This window comes from Billgrantia lactosivorans, from assembly GCF_003254665.1.
GTDB lineage: Bacteria > Pseudomonadota > Gammaproteobacteria > Pseudomonadales > Halomonadaceae > Halomonas > Halomonas lactosivorans.
Map to the genome: position 1 here is coordinate 260,052 of NZ_QHGY01000002.1, position 14,926 is coordinate 274,977.

17 protein-coding genes are annotated in these 14,926 nt (G+C 65.0%); 10 read left to right on the forward strand and 7 right to left on the reverse strand.

Annotation, left to right across the window (positions count from 1 at the left end; genetic code table 11):
* The first annotated feature begins 145 nt into the window (after nucleotides 1-145).
* From DIS04_RS06755 to DIS04_RS06765, 3 genes are all read left to right on the forward strand, one after another.
* Nucleotides 146-919, forward strand: coding sequence for an RsiV family protein (locus DIS04_RS06755; protein WP_111413017.1), 774 nt, complete (start codon nucleotides 146-148; stop codon nucleotides 917-919).
* A 41-nt stretch (nucleotides 920-960) separates the two neighbouring features.
* Complete coding sequence (locus DIS04_RS06760) at nucleotides 961-1,446, forward strand: 2-thiouracil desulfurase family protein (protein WP_111413018.1); 486 nt, start codon at nucleotides 961-963, stop codon at nucleotides 1,444-1,446.
* Nucleotides 1,447-1,515: 69 nt separating this feature from the next.
* Nucleotides 1,516-2,514, forward strand: coding sequence for a DUF2157 domain-containing protein (locus tag DIS04_RS06765; RefSeq protein WP_111413019.1), 999 nt, complete (start codon nucleotides 1,516-1,518; stop codon nucleotides 2,512-2,514).
* Here the strand turns inward: DIS04_RS06765 and DIS04_RS06770 are convergent.
* Entirely contained in the window at nucleotides 2,509-3,189 is a 681-nt protein-coding gene (locus DIS04_RS06770) for a DsbA family protein (RefSeq protein WP_111413020.1), read from the reverse strand. The genes DIS04_RS06765 and DIS04_RS06770 overlap by 6 nt on opposite strands.
* Before the next feature lie 5 nt (nucleotides 3,190-3,194).
* Entirely contained in the window at nucleotides 3,195-4,097 is a 903-nt protein-coding gene (locus DIS04_RS06775; RefSeq protein WP_111413021.1) for an MBL fold metallo-hydrolase, read from the reverse strand.
* Nucleotides 4,098-4,214: 117 nt separating this feature from the next.
* Here DIS04_RS06775 and DIS04_RS06780 point away from each other — a divergent pair, with 117 nt between their 5' ends.
* From DIS04_RS06780 to DIS04_RS06790, 3 genes are read left to right on the forward strand one after another with little or no spacing between them, the layout of a single operon-like run.
* Nucleotides 4,215-5,159 carry a LysR family transcriptional regulator gene (locus tag DIS04_RS06780; protein ID WP_111413022.1) on the forward strand — a complete coding sequence of 315 codons (945 nt, stop codon included), beginning with the start codon at nucleotides 4,215-4,217 and terminating at the stop codon, nucleotides 5,157-5,159.
* Nucleotides 5,156-6,256, forward strand: a complete 1,101-nt coding sequence (locus DIS04_RS06785) for a DUF4401 domain-containing protein (RefSeq protein WP_111413023.1) — start codon at nucleotides 5,156-5,158, stop codon at nucleotides 6,254-6,256. The genes DIS04_RS06780 and DIS04_RS06785 overlap by 4 nt, the downstream gene beginning before the upstream one ends.
* On the forward strand, nucleotides 6,253-6,789 hold the full coding sequence (locus tag DIS04_RS06790) for a GDYXXLXY domain-containing protein (RefSeq protein WP_111413024.1): 537 nt from the start codon (nucleotides 6,253-6,255) through the stop codon (nucleotides 6,787-6,789). Before DIS04_RS06785 ends, DIS04_RS06790 begins: the two co-directional genes overlap by 4 nt.
* Here the strand turns inward: DIS04_RS06790 and DIS04_RS06795 are convergent, their stop codons facing one another.
* On the reverse strand, nucleotides 6,790-7,542 hold the full coding sequence (locus DIS04_RS06795; RefSeq protein WP_111413307.1) for a VIT1/CCC1 transporter family protein: 753 nt from the start codon (nucleotides 7,540-7,542) through the stop codon (nucleotides 6,790-6,792). It abuts the gene before it with no gap.
* Nucleotides 7,543-7,658: 116 nt separating this feature from the next.
* On the reverse strand, nucleotides 7,659-7,808 hold the full coding sequence (locus tag DIS04_RS20425; RefSeq protein ID WP_162623023.1) for a hypothetical protein: 150 nt from the start codon (nucleotides 7,806-7,808) through the stop codon (nucleotides 7,659-7,661).
* A gap of 130 nt (nucleotides 7,809-7,938) precedes the next feature.
* On the opposite strand from DIS04_RS20425, the gene DIS04_RS06800 reads away from it, so the two are divergent.
* From DIS04_RS06800 to DIS04_RS06810, 3 genes are all read left to right on the forward strand, one after another.
* The gene (locus DIS04_RS06800) at nucleotides 7,939-8,556 is read left to right on the forward strand and encodes a LysE family translocator (RefSeq protein ID WP_111413025.1); all 618 of its coding nucleotides are present in this window, start codon (nucleotides 7,939-7,941) and stop codon (nucleotides 8,554-8,556) included.
* 64 nt (nucleotides 8,557-8,620) lie between these two features.
* Nucleotides 8,621-9,061 (forward strand): hypothetical protein, encoded by a 441-nt coding sequence (locus tag DIS04_RS06805; RefSeq protein WP_162623024.1) that lies wholly within the window; start codon nucleotides 8,621-8,623, stop codon nucleotides 9,059-9,061.
* A gap of 74 nt (nucleotides 9,062-9,135) precedes the next feature.
* On the forward strand, nucleotides 9,136-9,774 hold the full coding sequence (locus DIS04_RS06810) for a LysE family translocator (protein ID WP_111413027.1): 639 nt from the start codon (nucleotides 9,136-9,138) through the stop codon (nucleotides 9,772-9,774).
* Between the two features lie 64 nt (nucleotides 9,775-9,838).
* Here the strand turns inward: DIS04_RS06810 and DIS04_RS20835 are convergent, their stop codons facing one another.
* The 3 genes from DIS04_RS20835 to DIS04_RS06820 all read right to left on the reverse strand — a co-directional run bounded on the left by DIS04_RS20835 (nucleotide 9,839) and on the right by DIS04_RS06820 (nucleotide 12,528).
* Nucleotides 9,839-9,976 carry a hypothetical protein gene (locus tag DIS04_RS20835; RefSeq protein ID WP_281270176.1) on the reverse strand — a complete coding sequence of 46 codons (138 nt, stop codon included), beginning with the start codon at nucleotides 9,974-9,976 and terminating at the stop codon, nucleotides 9,839-9,841.
* Nucleotides 9,967-10,668 (reverse strand): alcohol dehydrogenase catalytic domain-containing protein, encoded by a 702-nt coding sequence (locus DIS04_RS06815; RefSeq protein ID WP_281270177.1) that lies wholly within the window; start codon nucleotides 10,666-10,668, stop codon nucleotides 9,967-9,969. Before DIS04_RS06815 ends, DIS04_RS20835 begins: the two co-directional genes overlap by 10 nt.
* 63 nt (nucleotides 10,669-10,731) lie before the next feature.
* Nucleotides 10,732-12,528 carry an NAD(P)/FAD-dependent oxidoreductase gene (locus tag DIS04_RS06820; protein WP_111413028.1) on the reverse strand — a complete coding sequence of 599 codons (1,797 nt, stop codon included), beginning with the start codon at nucleotides 12,526-12,528 and terminating at the stop codon, nucleotides 10,732-10,734.
* A 355-nt stretch (nucleotides 12,529-12,883) separates the two neighbouring features.
* Here DIS04_RS06820 and DIS04_RS06825 point away from each other — a divergent pair, with 355 nt between their 5' ends.
* A complete protein-coding gene (locus DIS04_RS06825) occupies nucleotides 12,884-14,863 on the forward strand; it encodes a sigma-54-dependent Fis family transcriptional regulator (RefSeq protein ID WP_111413308.1) in 1,980 nt (659 codons plus the stop codon).
* Nucleotides 14,864-14,926 lie beyond the last annotated feature (63 nt).

A 14,926-nucleotide genomic window follows, 5' to 3' on the forward strand; every position in this document is an offset into this window, starting at 1 on the left:
GGAAGGGGGAAGTGCTTCTTGCCGATCTGTCGTAATGCGGGGAATAGGCCCGCCCGCGGCAGGCTATTCGATATGGCATCCGCTAAAGTAGGCGATAATGTGCGTTAACCCCGTTGCCCATGGGGCCTGCCGGAAGGAAGCGAAGATGAAATGTCCTAGGGGAGCCGTGCTGGTTGGGGGAATGCTGGCACTGGCCGGCTGTCGGGCCGAGGTGGCGCCGATGCAGGCCAAGGAGATCGATTACGAGCCCTTCGAGACGAGTTTCGTGGAGCCCGACTGCCCGGTGGAGCCGTGTGCTGTGGTGGAGGTGAGTGCGCTGCACTTCCCCGGTTCGCCGGTATTGAGTGATCATCTGCGCACGCGGTTGCTCCTCATGGGGCAGGGGATCACCGATGGCGAGACCGAGTGGTCGAGCGACTCCTGGGAAGCCTTTGCCGATGCCTTCTTCGCCCAGGCCAGGGAAGCACGCCAGTACGCCACACACTCCGCCAGCCGTGTTGGGCTCGAGGCGCAGGCCTTGGCCCGGCACGACGAGCTGTTGATCATCGAACTCGATGGCTATGTCTACCACGCCGGGCAGGCCCATGGCATGCCGCTGACCGAGTTCATGGTCATCGACGAGCGTCTTGGGCAGGTGGTCTCGCTCGACGACATGCTGCTCGACGGCCAGGCTCCGGCCTTCCAGCAGACCCTGGTTCGGGCCCATGAGCGTTGGCTGAGAGAGCAGGAACTGGACGACGAGTTCGCCGCCGGCTGGCCGCTCTACCCGAGCCGCAACGTCGCGCCGCTCGAAAGCGCCTGGGTGGTGAGATACAACGTCTACGAGATCGCCCCCTATGCCCTTGGCCAGCCCGAGCTGTCCATTCCTTTCGTTGAACTCGAAGGTATCGCCAAGCCGCGCTATCTGGGTCGAGAATAGTCTTCTTGAACACTGAGTCTTGCGGTTGGGAGTGAGGGGCTATGGAAAAGGTGCTGGTCAGCGCCTGCCTGCTGGGCAGGCGGGTGCGCTACGACGGCGGTGCCAAGAGCCTGGCCTCGGAGATCCTCGCGCGGTGGCAGGACGAGGGTCGGGTGATTTCGGTATGTCCCGAGGTCGATGCCGGCCTGCCCACGCCCCGGGCGCCCGCCGAAATCATCGCCGGCGACGGGGGTGGGGTACTCGCCGGCTCGGCGCAGGTCGTCGATCGCGACGGTGCCGATCTCACCGAGGTGTTTCGGCAGGGAGCCTCGCTGGCACTCCAGCTGTGCCGGGAGCATGCCATCAAGGTGGCAGTCCTTACCGAGTACAGCCCCTCCTGCGGTAGCACGCAGATATACGACGGAAGCTTCTCGGGTGAGAAACGGGCCGGTGCCGGCGTCACCGCGGCGCTGCTTCGCCAGCATGGGGTACAAGTCTTCGGCCAGCAGGACATCGCCGAGGCATGGCGGGCCATAGCGGCGCTCTAGCAGATGGCTCTGGCGATGCGCTGTACTCTGCTATAAGCCAGGTGACGGAAAGTCACTCAAGGACACGACATGGCCTCAATTCGCCGTGAGCTGGTGGCATTGATCGAGCGCGGTGCGATTCCGCGTGAACAGGTGGCCCGAGCGGTGGCGCTTTCGGGGCTGTATCCCTCGGGGCGGGCCTGGGCGGTGTTCCTGGATCGGCTGCTGTTGTGGCTGGGCACGCTGGCGCTCGTCAGTTCGCTGCTGTTCCTGATTGCCTATAACTGGACCGAGATGGGGCGCTGGCTGCGCTTCGGGCTGGTGCAGGCGGCGCTGTTGGCGGCCATCGGCGTGTACTGGTGGGCCGCCGGGCGCGGCGGAGTGGATGAGGGTGCGAAGGAGAGCACCGTGGCACGGGTAGCGCTGACGGCGGCCTCGCTGCTGCTCGGCGTGCTGCTGGCTCTGTTCGGCCAGGTCTACCAGACCGGTGCCGATCCGTGGCAGCTGTTCTTCGCCTGGGCCGTGATGATGCTGCCCTGGGTACTGGTGGCGCGCTTCGATGCGCTCTGGGTGCTGTGGCTGGGGCTGCTCAATATTGCGCTGGCGCTCTACTTCCGCACTTGGGGCGGGGCTTTTGGCGCGCTGTTCGCCAGCGAGACTGCCGCCCTGTGGGGGCTGTTCGCCCTCAACACGGTGGCGCTGGCGCTGTGGGAGCTGGGCGCGCGGCGCTGGCGCTGGCTGGCGGCCGGATGGGCCACGCGCCTGCTGGCGCTGGGCAGCGGCATTCCCCTGACCCTGCTGGTGATCGTCTTGATCTTCGATGAGCGGGTCGATGTCTCGCCTGCCATTCTGGTCTATCCGCTCTGGCTGGCGGCGCTCTATGCCGTCTACCGCCACTGGCGGCCGGATCTGTTCATGCTGGCGGGCGGCTGCCTGTCGGTGATCGCCGTTGTCACCCTGTTCCTGGCCCGCCACCTGCTGTGGCAGGCCGAGGCGGGTGGCTTCCTGCTGCTGGCCGTGGTGGTATTGGCGCTGGGGGCCGCGGCGGTGGTCTGGCTCAAGCGGCTGCATGTGGAGATGTCGTCATGAACCGTGGCGTGACACCTCGGTGAGATGGCTCCGCCAAGCCGACGGCTGGCCGAGATAACTCATGATGTCCACGATCTCATGGCGACCTACTTGCTCGAGTACCAGGGTCGGAAACCCCGCCCCATTCACGCGGGCCAGCAGTTCCCGGCTGGCGCGGATATGCGCCTGGGTCGGCTCGCCCTGCTGTGCGGCATAGGCCGCGTCGAAGGCCGGCCCGTCGAGTCCGATATCACGTGCCAAGATGCGTAGCACCGCTGGGTCGGCGATGCGCCGGCCCTCGACGTAGTGGGCTGTCTGAATGCGTGCCAACAGATCCAGCCCACGGCCGGCGAGCTCATCGGCCGCCAGAATGGCGGTAATCGGCGGCTCGGAGTCGAAGACGGCGCTTGGGTCGCAGAGCAGGCCGTTGCGATAGGCGTCTCCAAATGGCTGGCCGCTGAGCTGGGCAATCCGCCGGTCGTGCGGTTCCACCATCTGGCGCAGCTGTGGCGTCACGGGACGACGGTTGGGGCCGGCCATCATGCCGCCGGCGTGTAGCTGCATCGGCAGCACTTGATGAGCCACCTGGACCAGCGGTGCAACGGCGTAGCACCAGCCGCACAGCGGGTCGAGAATGTAGTGCAGGGTTACCGCCCCGGAGGTGCCGGGGCGGGAAGAGGTTGTCTGTTCGCTCATGGGAATTACCACTCCATCTCACCCGTGTTGACCTGGGCACCGATCTCGAGCGCGATGTCCAGGCCCGCTTGCGGATAGGCGTCCTGCATCGCCTCGATGAGCGCTGCACTGTCCTCCGCTTGGGCCAATTCCGTGTCGAAGCGCTGCAGGTAGTCCTTGGTGTAAGCCAGCTGCGAAGCATCCTGCGGCAGTCCGGGAAGCGAGTAGCCCGGTACCACGATGGCCGGATTCAGCGCGGTGATGTCGTCCAGTTTCCCTACCCAGGCTGCGCGCTCCGCCGCTGTTTGGGCATCGGCGGTCCATGCATGCAGACCGGCGTATACGTTCACGCCACCGGCCACCGCTTCGATCGACGGAATCCACACATAGCTCCGGTGCGGCAGGCTGTCGTCCAGGCCGCGGATTTCCAGTACCTGGTCCTCGAGCATGATCGTGTTGCCGGGCAGCACCTCGGGTAGTGGCACCTGCTGCGGTGCGTTGGCACCCATCCGCGGGCCCCAGACCTGCAACTTGGTCGGCAGGGTGGCCTCGATCTTCTTCACCGTCGGCTCGGTGGCTACCACCTCCGCGTTGGGGAAAAACTGCTTGAGGACGTCGATGCCGAAGTAGTAATCCGGGTCGGCCTGGCTGATGTAGATGGTGTGCAGGTTTTTCCCGCTGTCCAACACCATGGCCGCGATGCGCAGTGCATCGGCACGGGTAAAGCCGGTATCCAGCAGCACGGCGTCGCTCTCGCCGGACACCAGTACGGCATTGACATGGAAGCTGCCGGCATCGGCGTTATAGACCTGCAGCGTCAGCGGTGCCGTGGCGGCCTCGTCGGCCTGTGCGGCGGCGTTGGCGGACACGAAGCCCAGCGATGTAATGGCGAGGATGAACCAGCGGCTCAGAGAGAGGGAGTTTTTCATCGCATTATCCTGCAAGGTGAGTAAAACGAGTGGTTGGGTCGGCACAGGATATTGGTTCGTAATGGCGGGATATACGCTATTCTTGACGACAGTTTGTCAACCAGATCGAGCAAATAGATGGATCGTTTCACTGCCATGCAGGTGTTCGTTGCGGTGACCGAGCGCGGCAGCGTGACCGCGGCCGCCGAGGCACTGGATATGTCGCGGGCAATGGCCAGCCGCTATCTCGAGAGCCTGGAGCGCTGGCTGGGCGTGCGGCTGCTTCACCGCACGACGCGCCGCATAGCGCTGACCGACGCCGGCCACGAGGCACTTACCCGCTGCCGCCAGATGCTGGACCTCGCTGATGAAGTGCAGCTTGCGGCCGGTGCGCGCGGTATCGAGCCAAAAGGCCGGCTGCGCATCGCTACCAGCCAATCGTTCGCCCAGGCCTGGCTAGCGGAGGCGGTGGCGGAGTTTCTCGAAGGTCACCCGCAGGCGCAGGTCGAGTTGCTGGTGCTGGAGCGGGCCGTCAACCTGGTGGAGGAGCGAGTGGACCTGGCGGTACGCATTACCAATCAGCTTGACGAGGCGCTTGTGGCGAGAAGGTTGTGTTCCTGCCGCTCGGTATTGTGTGCGTCACCCGACTATGCGAAGCGGTACGGTGTGCCGACAACACCCGAGCAACTGGCTGAACACGCCAATGTGGGACACGCCTATGTGAGCCGCAGCAAGATTACCCTGCGCCGGGAAGGCCGTAGCATGACCGTGCCGGTGGCGGGGAGGCTGTCCAGCAATGAGGCCGGCGTGGTGCGAGTGGCTGCGCTGGCCGGCGCCGGCATCGCACTGCTGCCGACCTATTTCGTCGCCGACGACTTGCGTCAGAACCGCCTGGTGCCCGTATTGCCGGCCTGGGAGCCTGATCTGCTGGGGATTCATGCCGTCTACCTGTCGCGCCACTATCAGCCATTGCTGCTGCGGGCGATGATAGACTTTTTGGCCGAACGGCTCGGCGGCGATGTGGCGCCCTGGGATCGTGATATCGATACGACTCGGGCCACGCACACGGAGACATCTTCATGAGTCGTTCCATCACGCCCCTCAAAGAGCGACTTGGCCGAGCCGGTATTACGGTGACGGAAGGCGAAGGCTCGCCAGCCCTCGAGGCGCCCTGGTTCGTGCGCGCGCTGCAGGCGTTCTCGGGTTGGCTGGCCGCCCTGTTCCTGCTCGGCTTCCTCGCCATGGGGGCGGTGTTCGTGCTCGACAGCAGCGCTGCCGCCGCCACCCTGGGACTGGTCATGATCGCCGGCGCCTTCATGGCGCTGCAGAAGGCCAGGGGTGATTTCCTCGAACACCTGGCGCTGGCCGCGAGCCTGGCGGGGCAACTGCTGGTGGCCTGGGCCGTCGCCTCGCTGCTGGAAGGCGCGAACGCCGGTCTGTGGTGGTCGTTGCTGGTATTGCAGGTTGCCCTTGCGCTGGCGATGCCGAGCCTGACCCACCGTAGTTTTTCCGCCTTTGCCGCCAGCCTGGCGCTCTACCTGGCCTTGGCCGAGGGTATTGCTGTTCCTTCCTTGGCCGGCGGTCTGGTGCTGCTGGCGCTGACCGCGCTCTGGCTCAACGAGTTTCGCTGGCCGTCACGGCTGCGCACGCTGCAGGCGCTGGGCTATGGCCTGCTGCTGGGTTTGCTGGCCATCCAGGCCCTGGCCAACTCCGGCCAGCCGCTGCTCAACTGGCGTGGCGGTGACGTTACCGGCCTGGCGTGGCTGGAACCCTGGGCGGGGGAGGCTCTGGGCATGCTCGCGCTGGTGTTGTTGCTTCGGCACGTCCTTCTGCACCACGTCGGCGGCGTCGGGACGGGCCAACGCTTGGCCGCCTATGGCGCCGTGGCCGGGCTGATGCTGCTCACACTCCAGGCCCATGGCTTGATCCAGGGCGCCGTGGTGGTGATGTTGGGCTTTGCCATTGGCCACCGACTGGTGTTGGGGAGCGGCGTGCTGCTGTTGCTGCTCTCCATCTCGAATTATTACTACTGGCTCGAGGCGACCCTGCTGAGCAAGGCCTTGACCCTGTTTGCCCTGGGTGGACTGCTGCTGGCGGTTCGCTGGGCGCTGCGCCGCGGGTGGCCAATCGAAGGAAAGGACGATGGCAGGGCCGATGCGGGGGAGGGGCTGAGCCAATGATCGCGACAGCCAAGCTCGACAGGGTCGTGGTGGTCATCGCCACCGTACTGATCCTGGCGCTGGTCAACTGGAGCATCTGGGCCAAGGAGCGCCACCTGGCCGAAGGCGAAGCAGTTTTCCTGGAGCTGGCGCCGGTGGACCCGCGCTCGCTGATGCAGGGCGACTACATGGCGCTGAACTTCGAGATCGGCAACCAGATCCAGCAGGCGCTGCATGAAGGGCACCGGCAGGGCGACGAGCTGCATGCCGCCGATGGGCATGTCGTCGTCCGCCTGGACGAAGACCGGGTGGCGCATTTCCAGCGCCTGGGCGCGAGCAACGATTCCCTCGCCACCGACGAGAGGCGCCTGCGCTACCGGATGCGCAACGGCCAGGTCCGGTTTGCCACCGACGCCTTCTTCTTCCAGGAGGGCCATGCCGAGCGCTACGAACCCGCCCGCTACGGGCAGTTCCGTATCAACGAACGCGGCGAGCCGCTGCTCGTCTCCATGCACGATGCGGAGTTGGAGCTGCTCGGGGAGATGGAGCGGTAGCTAACCCAGGCCGAACAGCGCATGGGCCAGATGCCCGCTGAGGAAGGCGAGGCCGGCGGCAGCGCCGCCCATCAACAGGGTGCGAAACCCGGAACGCAGCATTGGACGGTGGTAGACAAGGCTCTTGAGCATGCCGATACCGAAGAACATCGCACCGGCGATAAGCAGGCTTGCCAGGAACTGTGTGGCAGCATCTAGGCCCGGCAACGCATAGGGTAACAGGGGCATGGCGCCTACGATGATGAAAGCGAAGAAGGTGGTCAGCGCGGCGCGCAGGGGATTCAAGCCGACGGGCTGCAGGGAATGCTCCTCCTTGAGCATGGTATCCACCCAGATATCGCGATCGTCGGTCAGGGTGTCCACTACGCTTTCCAGTAATTCCCCTTCGAAGCCTTTTGCACGGAAAATCTGACGTATCTCTTCTCGCTCTCCTTCGGGGATGAGCTGAATATGGCGATATTCGCGACGAGTGACGCTGTCGATATGCTCCTGCTGCGCTTGTGAAGCCTCGTAGTTACTGACGGCCATGCTGAAGCCGTCGGCAAGGAGATTGGCGAAACCGAGTACCAGGGCGACCGTAGGGGAAAAGCCGGCGCCGAATGCACCTGAAACGACGGCGAAGGTCGTTACGCAACCATCGATACCGCCCAGTATCGCATCGGGAATGGAGTTCGCTTGTGCTGGACGGGAAAGGCGTTCCTTCACTGCCTCGGGGCGATGTTCGGGCTCGAGATCTTCACGACCGTCAGGCATGGCGATCATCCAGAGTGGGCATTGCGAGTCTCTTCGCCCCAAGAGGGCTTCGTTCAACGTAGCAGAAGGCAGTGGTGGCATGCTCCGCTTGTCGAGGCACTGCCGGCCTAGATGCTTCACCGCCGTGTATCGTACCGGCGTAGACGGATAGCGCGCTGGCGTTCGCGCTCGCGGCGGCGCTGACGGGCCAGGGCGTTGCCGTTGGCCAGCTGGACCAGGAACTCGAGCTCCGCCTCACTGAGCGGTTCGCGCTTGGGTCGCGTCATCCAGGGGCTCCTGCCGAAGAGGGTTCTGGCCGACGCTAGCGGAGACAGGTGTCAAACGAGTGACGATGGCATGCCGGTCGCCGCTGTTGCATGATGGCATTCGTCCCTCCTCGACTCAGGCAGGAAACCCATGCCCTTGGAAAGCGCGTTGCTCTATGTCGTGGCCATTTTTGTCTTCGCCGTCACCCCCGGGCCTGGGGTGTTTGCCCTTCTAGCACGAGGCATGGCCTCCGGCGCGCGGGTCTGCGTGCCGCTGGCGCTGGGCATGACCCTCAGCGACCTGCTCTACCTGCTGTTGGCATTCTACGGCCTGGCGGCCATCGCCGAGAACTGGAGCGAGGCCTTCACGGTAATTCGCTACCTTGGTGCCGCTTACCTGCTCTATCTGGGCTGGAAGATGTGGACCGCCCCGGTCGAGGCCGAGCCGCTGGCGCCCGAGCAGCAGCGGGGGGATGCCGTGAAGAATTTCCTGCAAGGCTTTCTGATCTCCGCCTCCAACCCCAAGGTGATCCTCTTCTACATCGCCTTCCTTCCCACCTTTATCGACCTCACTGCCCTGGCTTCCCACGATATGGTGCTGGTGGTCGGGCTCACCTTCGTCAGTCTGATGGCGGGGCTGATGCTGGTAGCCTCCGGCGCCTCGAGCGCACGACGTTTCCTGCAGACCAAGCGGGCCATGAAAGGCGCCAACCGTTCTGCAGGCACCCTGATGGCCGCTGCCGGCACCTTCCTGATTGCCAAGGGTTAGGGGCTCCGAGGCGCTGAGGCATTACCTATGATATGGATCGAGTGAACTCATGGCAGGAAGGGCCGTGAATCGGGAACTATTCCACCGTATCCTACTTTGCGCCGAGATGGTCTTGCTGGCACTACCGGTCAGCATGTTCTGCCTGGTTTTCGGCTTGGGCCTGTTAATGACGGTGGGATTTTCCTGGGGGCTGGAAGAATTGGCGATCATGCTCTTTGTGTTCGTCGGGTTCCTGGGTATCGTTGGGCTATGGTGTGCCGCAATCACGTACCTGGCACAGCGAGCGCGGTTCCTCTGGTGGTGGCGAGCCGCCTGCATGGGTGCCGGGTTGGTAAACGTTTCCCTGGTGCTGTTCTGCCTGGTCGCCTTCGGCTGGGAGCTGCCGGAGTGGGGGATCATCATTGCCTTGGGCGTCTTTGCCAGCCCGCTGCTGGTGCCCTTTCTCCACCTCGCCTACCTGCAGAGAACGTCCCGGGAGCTTCTGTCGACTCAGGCGCAGCAATAACCTTTGCGGTAAGCTCGAGCTTTGCTTTCGGCCGCCTGCAGCAGGCGACATGGTGAGCTACAAGGAGATGGACCGTGGAGTGGTGGACCTGGATAACCTACGTGGGCGTGATTACGGCCCTGATCATCTTTCCCGGGCCGGTGGCGCTGTTGTGCACCAGCCATGGCTTGCGCTTCGGGCGACACAGGGCCTTTGCGACCGTGCTGGGCGGTGGCATGGCGTCTTTGGTTCTGATGGCGCTCTCCGCCTTGGGCCTCGGCGCTGTTCTGGCCACCTCGGAAACGGCCTTCTTCGTGCTCAAGCTGGTCGGCGGTGCTTATCTTGTTTATCTGGGTTTGCAGGCTTGGCTGACCGTGCCCCGTTCGCCGATGGAAGAGGCGCCCGCAGCGGGGCCGGCCAATCGGCAATCCGCACCTGCCCTGTTCCGTCAGGGTTTCCTGGTGGGAATCGGCAACCCCAAGGACCTGCTGTTCTTCGCCGCCCTGTTCCCCAACTTCATCGCCATCGGCGAGCCGCAGTTGATCCAGTTCGTCATCCTGGCGCTGACCTGGCTGGTCATCGACACCACCCTGATGACACTCTACGCCACCCTGGGCTCGGGCCTGGGCCGCTGGTTCGATAGCCCCGGCAGGATGCGCGCCTTTCATCGCACCACCGGCGGGCTTTTCCTGGGAGCGGGAGGCACCTTGATTGCCTCGAGCGACAATAGGTGAGCGCCACTAGATGAGCTGTAAACAGCGGCGCAACCATCATGGCTGCGCCGCTTTCGACTGGGAGCTACGGCTCCACGATGATCTTCACCTGCGACTTGTCGTTGAGTAGCGTTTCGAAGCCTTTCTCGACAACGTCCGCAAGGGCGATGCGCGCGGTAATCAGATCCTCCGCGCGGTAGTAGCCCTGTTCCATCAACGCCATGACGGCGGGATAGACGTGCCCAGGTCGCTGGCTTTCTGCCGCCGCACTTCGGAGAGCTCGACGGCGTAGATCTCGGCGGCGCCGGCGGCCTTGAGGGATTCGATCACCATCAGGCCGATGGGGCCTGCGCCGAGCACCACGGCGCTGTCGCCGGCTTTCAGCGAGCTCTGGCGCACGGCGTGCAGGCCCACGGCGGCGGGTTCCACCAGCGCACCCTGTTCGTAGGAGAGCGCATCGGGCATGCGGTGAACCATGTGCTCGCCAACCACGGTGTACTCCGAGAAGCCACCGCCGCCCCCCGAGAGCCCGTGGAAGCCCAGCAAGGGCGTGAGGTTGTAGCGCTCCATCAGGTAGCTGCCGTCTCGATGGGGCGACAGGATCGGCTCGATGGCGACGCGATCCCCTGGCTTGACCCGGGTAACGCGCTCGCCCACCTCGACCACTTCACCAGCGAACTCGTGGCCCATGATGATGGGCGCGCACTGCTGGCTGAGCGGGTGTGGTTCGTCCACCGGAATGAAGATCGGGCCGGCGCTGTACTCGTGCAGGTCGCTGCCGCAGATGCCGCAGGCGGCGACCTTCACCTTGACCTGATGCGGGTCCTCGATTCGAGGTGTTGCCACCCTCTCCACGCGCAAATCGCGGGCGCGATACCAGACGGCCGCCTGCATGGTGTGCTTGTCGTCGTTCATGGAATGGCCTCGTTGTCTCGTGAGGCAGGCCGGCGTGCGCCGGCCCGCTGTGTCAGGCGGAAATCAGGCGAGGTGGTGCACTTCCTGCTGGCCGTAAACCGGTGTCGGGATGCCTTCCTTGCGCGCCTTGAGCTGCAGTGCCAGGTAGTGGGAGTAGTGGCGTGACTGGTGCAGGTTGCCGCCGTGGAACCACAGCGCCTGCTGCTGGGTGGGCTTCCACATGTTGCGCAGCTCGCCCTCCCAGGGGCCGGGGTCCTTGGTCGTGTCGGAGCCGAGGCCCCAGCACTTGCCGACCTTGTCGGCCACCTCCTGGGAGATGATGCGTGCCGCCCAGCCGTTCATGGAGCCGTAGCCGGTGGCGTAGACGATCAGGTCGGCGGGCAGCTCGGAGCCGTCGGTGAGCGTCACCGAGCGCGAGTTGATGCGCTCGATACCCACGCCGCTGCGCAGCTTGATGTCACCGTTGGCCACCAGGTCGCAGGCACCGACATCGATGTAGTAACCGGAGCCGCGCCGCAGGTACTTGAGGAACAGCCCGGAGTCGTCGTCGCCGAAGTCGAGCAGGAAACCGGCATCCTCCAGCTTCTTGTAGAACTCGGCATCGCGTTCGCGGATCCGGTCGAAGGCGGGCCTTTGGAAGTCGGGTAGCAGCTTGTAGGGGATCGAGGCGAAGATCAGGTCGGCCTTGTCGTGGGTGATGCCGTTCTTCACCGCCTCCTCCGAGTAGAGCGGGCCGAGGGCGTGCTCCATCAGCGAGTCGGATTTCACCACATGGGTCGAGGAGCGCTGGAGCATGGTCACGTCGGCATCGTTCTCCCACAGCGCGGCACAGATGTCGTGGGCCGAGTTGTTGGAACCCACCACGACCACTTTCTTGCCGCGATAGGCGTCCGGCCCGGGGTGCTGGCTGGAGTGCTGCTGCTCGCCCTCGAAGGTCTCGGCGCCGGGGAAGTGCGGCACGTTGGGCACGCCCGACATGCCGGTGGCCAGGATCAGCTGCTTGGGCCTGAGCGTGACCTGCTCGCCGTCGCGGTTGACGCGCACCGTCCACTCGCCGCTGGCCTCGTCGAAGCTGGCGCCTTCGCATTCGGTGGCGCTCCAGTAGTTGAGTTCCATCACCTTGGTGTACATCTCCAGCCAGTCGCCGATCTTGTCCTTGGGCGCGAATACCGGCCAGTTCTCGGGGAAGGGGATGTAGGGCAGGTGGTCGTACCATACCGGGTCGTGCAGGCACAGCGACTTGTAGCGGTTGCGCCAGGCGTCGCCGGGACGAGGGTGCTTGTCGAGCACAATGGTGGGCACGTCGAGCTGACGCAGCCGCGCGGCGAGCCCGATGCCGCCCTGGCCACCGCCGATGATCACGCAGTAGGGCTGGCGCGTGTAGCCGAGTTCCTGTGCTTCCCGCTGGCGCGACTCGAGCCAGGTCTCTCGGGTCTTGCTGGCACCGTGTTCGGCTCCCATGGGCCGCCTGGCGCCGCGCGGTTCGGGGTAGTCCTTGAGTTCCTGCATGGTGGTCAGCAGGGTCCAGCACTTGTCGTCCTTGAGACGCAAGAGGCCCTTGCCCTGGGCCACACCGGTCTCGAAGGTGAACCAGGCTTCGGTTACGCCGTTGGCCTCGGTGGCCTCACCATCGAGCTGCCAGTTTGCGGGGCGCGCTTCGCCCAGGGTGGCGTTGAGCATCGACTGGATCTCGTCCTTGCCTTCCAGCGTCTTGAGGTTCCAGGTGAAGGCGACCAGGTCGCGCCAGTAGCACTCGTCATCGAACAGGGCCATGACCCGCTGGATATCGCGTTGCTCCAGTGCGTTCTCGAAGTCGTGCAGCCACTGCTGAACACGTTGAGTTGGCGTGGGTGTCGTCATCGTTGTTCTCCGCTTGTTGTTGGGGGACGCCCTGTGTTCTGGCAGAAACCGTGCCAGCCGCGGAGATTGCGCAAGGAACTCTTTCAGTCAATTGAAAATATTGGGTTTTCTAGCGGGACATTAACGGCGGTAGCGCAATGCGCTGTTCTGCCGACCTGTAACGCGCATGACAGCTGTCACGTAGCAGGGTTGGCCTGGCGTTACACCTGTAAACCCCGACCAAGGGCGCAGGCAGAGCCGATTGACTCCTGCTCGGTACGGCATAGGCTTGAAGTCAGCTCTGCTACACAACACTGCCACACAACAACAAGGGCCTCTGCCACAGGAGCGTGGCAGGATGGCACCGGAGGCAGCGATGCTACTGCGTAACGAGCAACGCCAGCACATCGAGACCCTGATCCGGCTCAGCGAAGGCCAGCCGGCCGACCTGGGCGGCTGCCGGGAAGTGATTCGGCGCTCCTGGGAGCGCTGCGTCGGCGAGTACCGGCTCGACCCCGGCCGCCCCCGTCCCGTGCGGGTGCTGACCCAGCAGGCGCTCAAGGAGCACCGTGAGCCGGTGGATGAGCTGCTGCACGTCGCCCGGGCGGGTGTCGACCAGCTCTTCACCCAGATCGCCCCGCTGGGCTATGTACTGCTGCTCACCGATCGGCAGGGCATCACCGTCGATTTTCGCGGCCAGCGCGACAGGGAGCCGGACCTGCGCCGGGCGGGCCTCTATCTCGGCGCCGACTGGGACGAGCGCTACGCGGGTACCTGTGCGGTCGGCACCTGCGTGCACGACGCCCAGGCGATTACCTGCCACCAGAGCGAGCACTTCGACGCCACCCATATCAGCCTGACCTGCACGGCGGCGCCGATCACCGACCCGCAGGGGCAGGTCATCGCGGTGCTGGACATCTCCGCGCTGCAGTCGCCGCGCGCCCAGGAAAGCCAGAACTTCGGCCTGCCGCTGGTCTCGCTCTACGCCCGCATGATCGAGGATGCCTATTTCCTGCACCGCTACCGCCACTGCCTGATGCTGCGCTTCGATACCGCGCGCGAGTTCGTTCATCTCAATGGCCGCGGGCTGATCGCCATCGAGGAGGACGGCAGCGTGATCGCCGCCAATGGCGCCGGCCGCGCACTGATCGACGCCCACCTGCGGCGCTGGCCGCCGTGGTCGCCGGGCTGGCAGCCTTCGATCACCCAGCTGTTCGACGGCGAGCTCGGTGAGCTGCTGGGCATAACGGCGGCCAGCGACGATGGCATTCGCGCCTTTCGGGCGCGCGCCAACGACACCACCTGCTTCATCACCCTGGTCGAGCCGCGGGGCCGGCGCCAATCCCCGCATGGCTTGCCGCCTTCCTCTACGCTTACGCCTGTGCCGGCGCTGGACCGGCTCGCCTCGGACGACCCCGCCATGCACCGCGTGCTCAAGCTGGCGCGGCGGCTGCGCAACGAGGAGGTCAGCGTATTGATCACCGGCGAGACCGGTACCGGCAAGGAGGTGCTGGCCCGGGCGCTGCACGATAGCGGTACGCGCGCCAAGGGACCTTTCGTGGCGGTGAACTGCGCGGCGATTCCCGAGTCGCTGATCGAGAGCGAACTGTTCGGCTACCTGCCCGGCGCCTTCACCGGTGGGCGCAGCAAGGGCATGCGCGGGCTGATCCAGCAGGCCGACGGCGGTACCCTGTTCCTGGACGAGATCGGCGACATGCCGCTGACGCTGCAGACCCGGCTGCTGCGCGTGCTGGCCGAGCGAGAGGTGATGCCGCTGGGGGCCGAGAAGGCGCTGCGCGTCGATATCCGCGTGATCACTGCCACCCACCGCGACATGAGCGAACTGATTGCCCGGGGCGGTTTCCGTGAAGATCTCTATTATCGGCTGAACGGCGCCCAACTGCGGCTGCCGGCGCTGCGCGAGCGGGCCGACAAGCACTATGTGATTCGCAGCGTCTACCAGGCACTGCTTGCCGAGCGCGAACGGGAGGTGCGCCTGCGTGCCGATGCCATGAGCGCACTGCTGGCCCACGCCTGGCCGGGCAACATCCGTCAGCTCAAGAACGCACTGGACTTCGCCCTGGCCACGGTCGAGGGTGGCGAGATCACGCTTCACGACCTGCCGGAAGAGTGCCAGGGGCACCTCGTCGCCGCAGCGCAGACGATCGCGGTGACGCAGAAGGGGGCGGCGGACGAGGGCGAGGCGCTGCATGAACTGCTGCGTGCCAGCGGCTGGAACGTCAGCCTCGCCGCGCGGCGGCTCGGCGTTTCACGACCCACCATCTATCGGCGCATGCGCCGCCATGGCCTGGTGGCGCCCAATTGGCGCGAGTCCGACTCGAAGCTCGAACCTTAACAGGCTATCTTTTGTCGGACTGGTATGGGGGCATTCCATCTTCTGGTGGAGTGCCGTGCCATA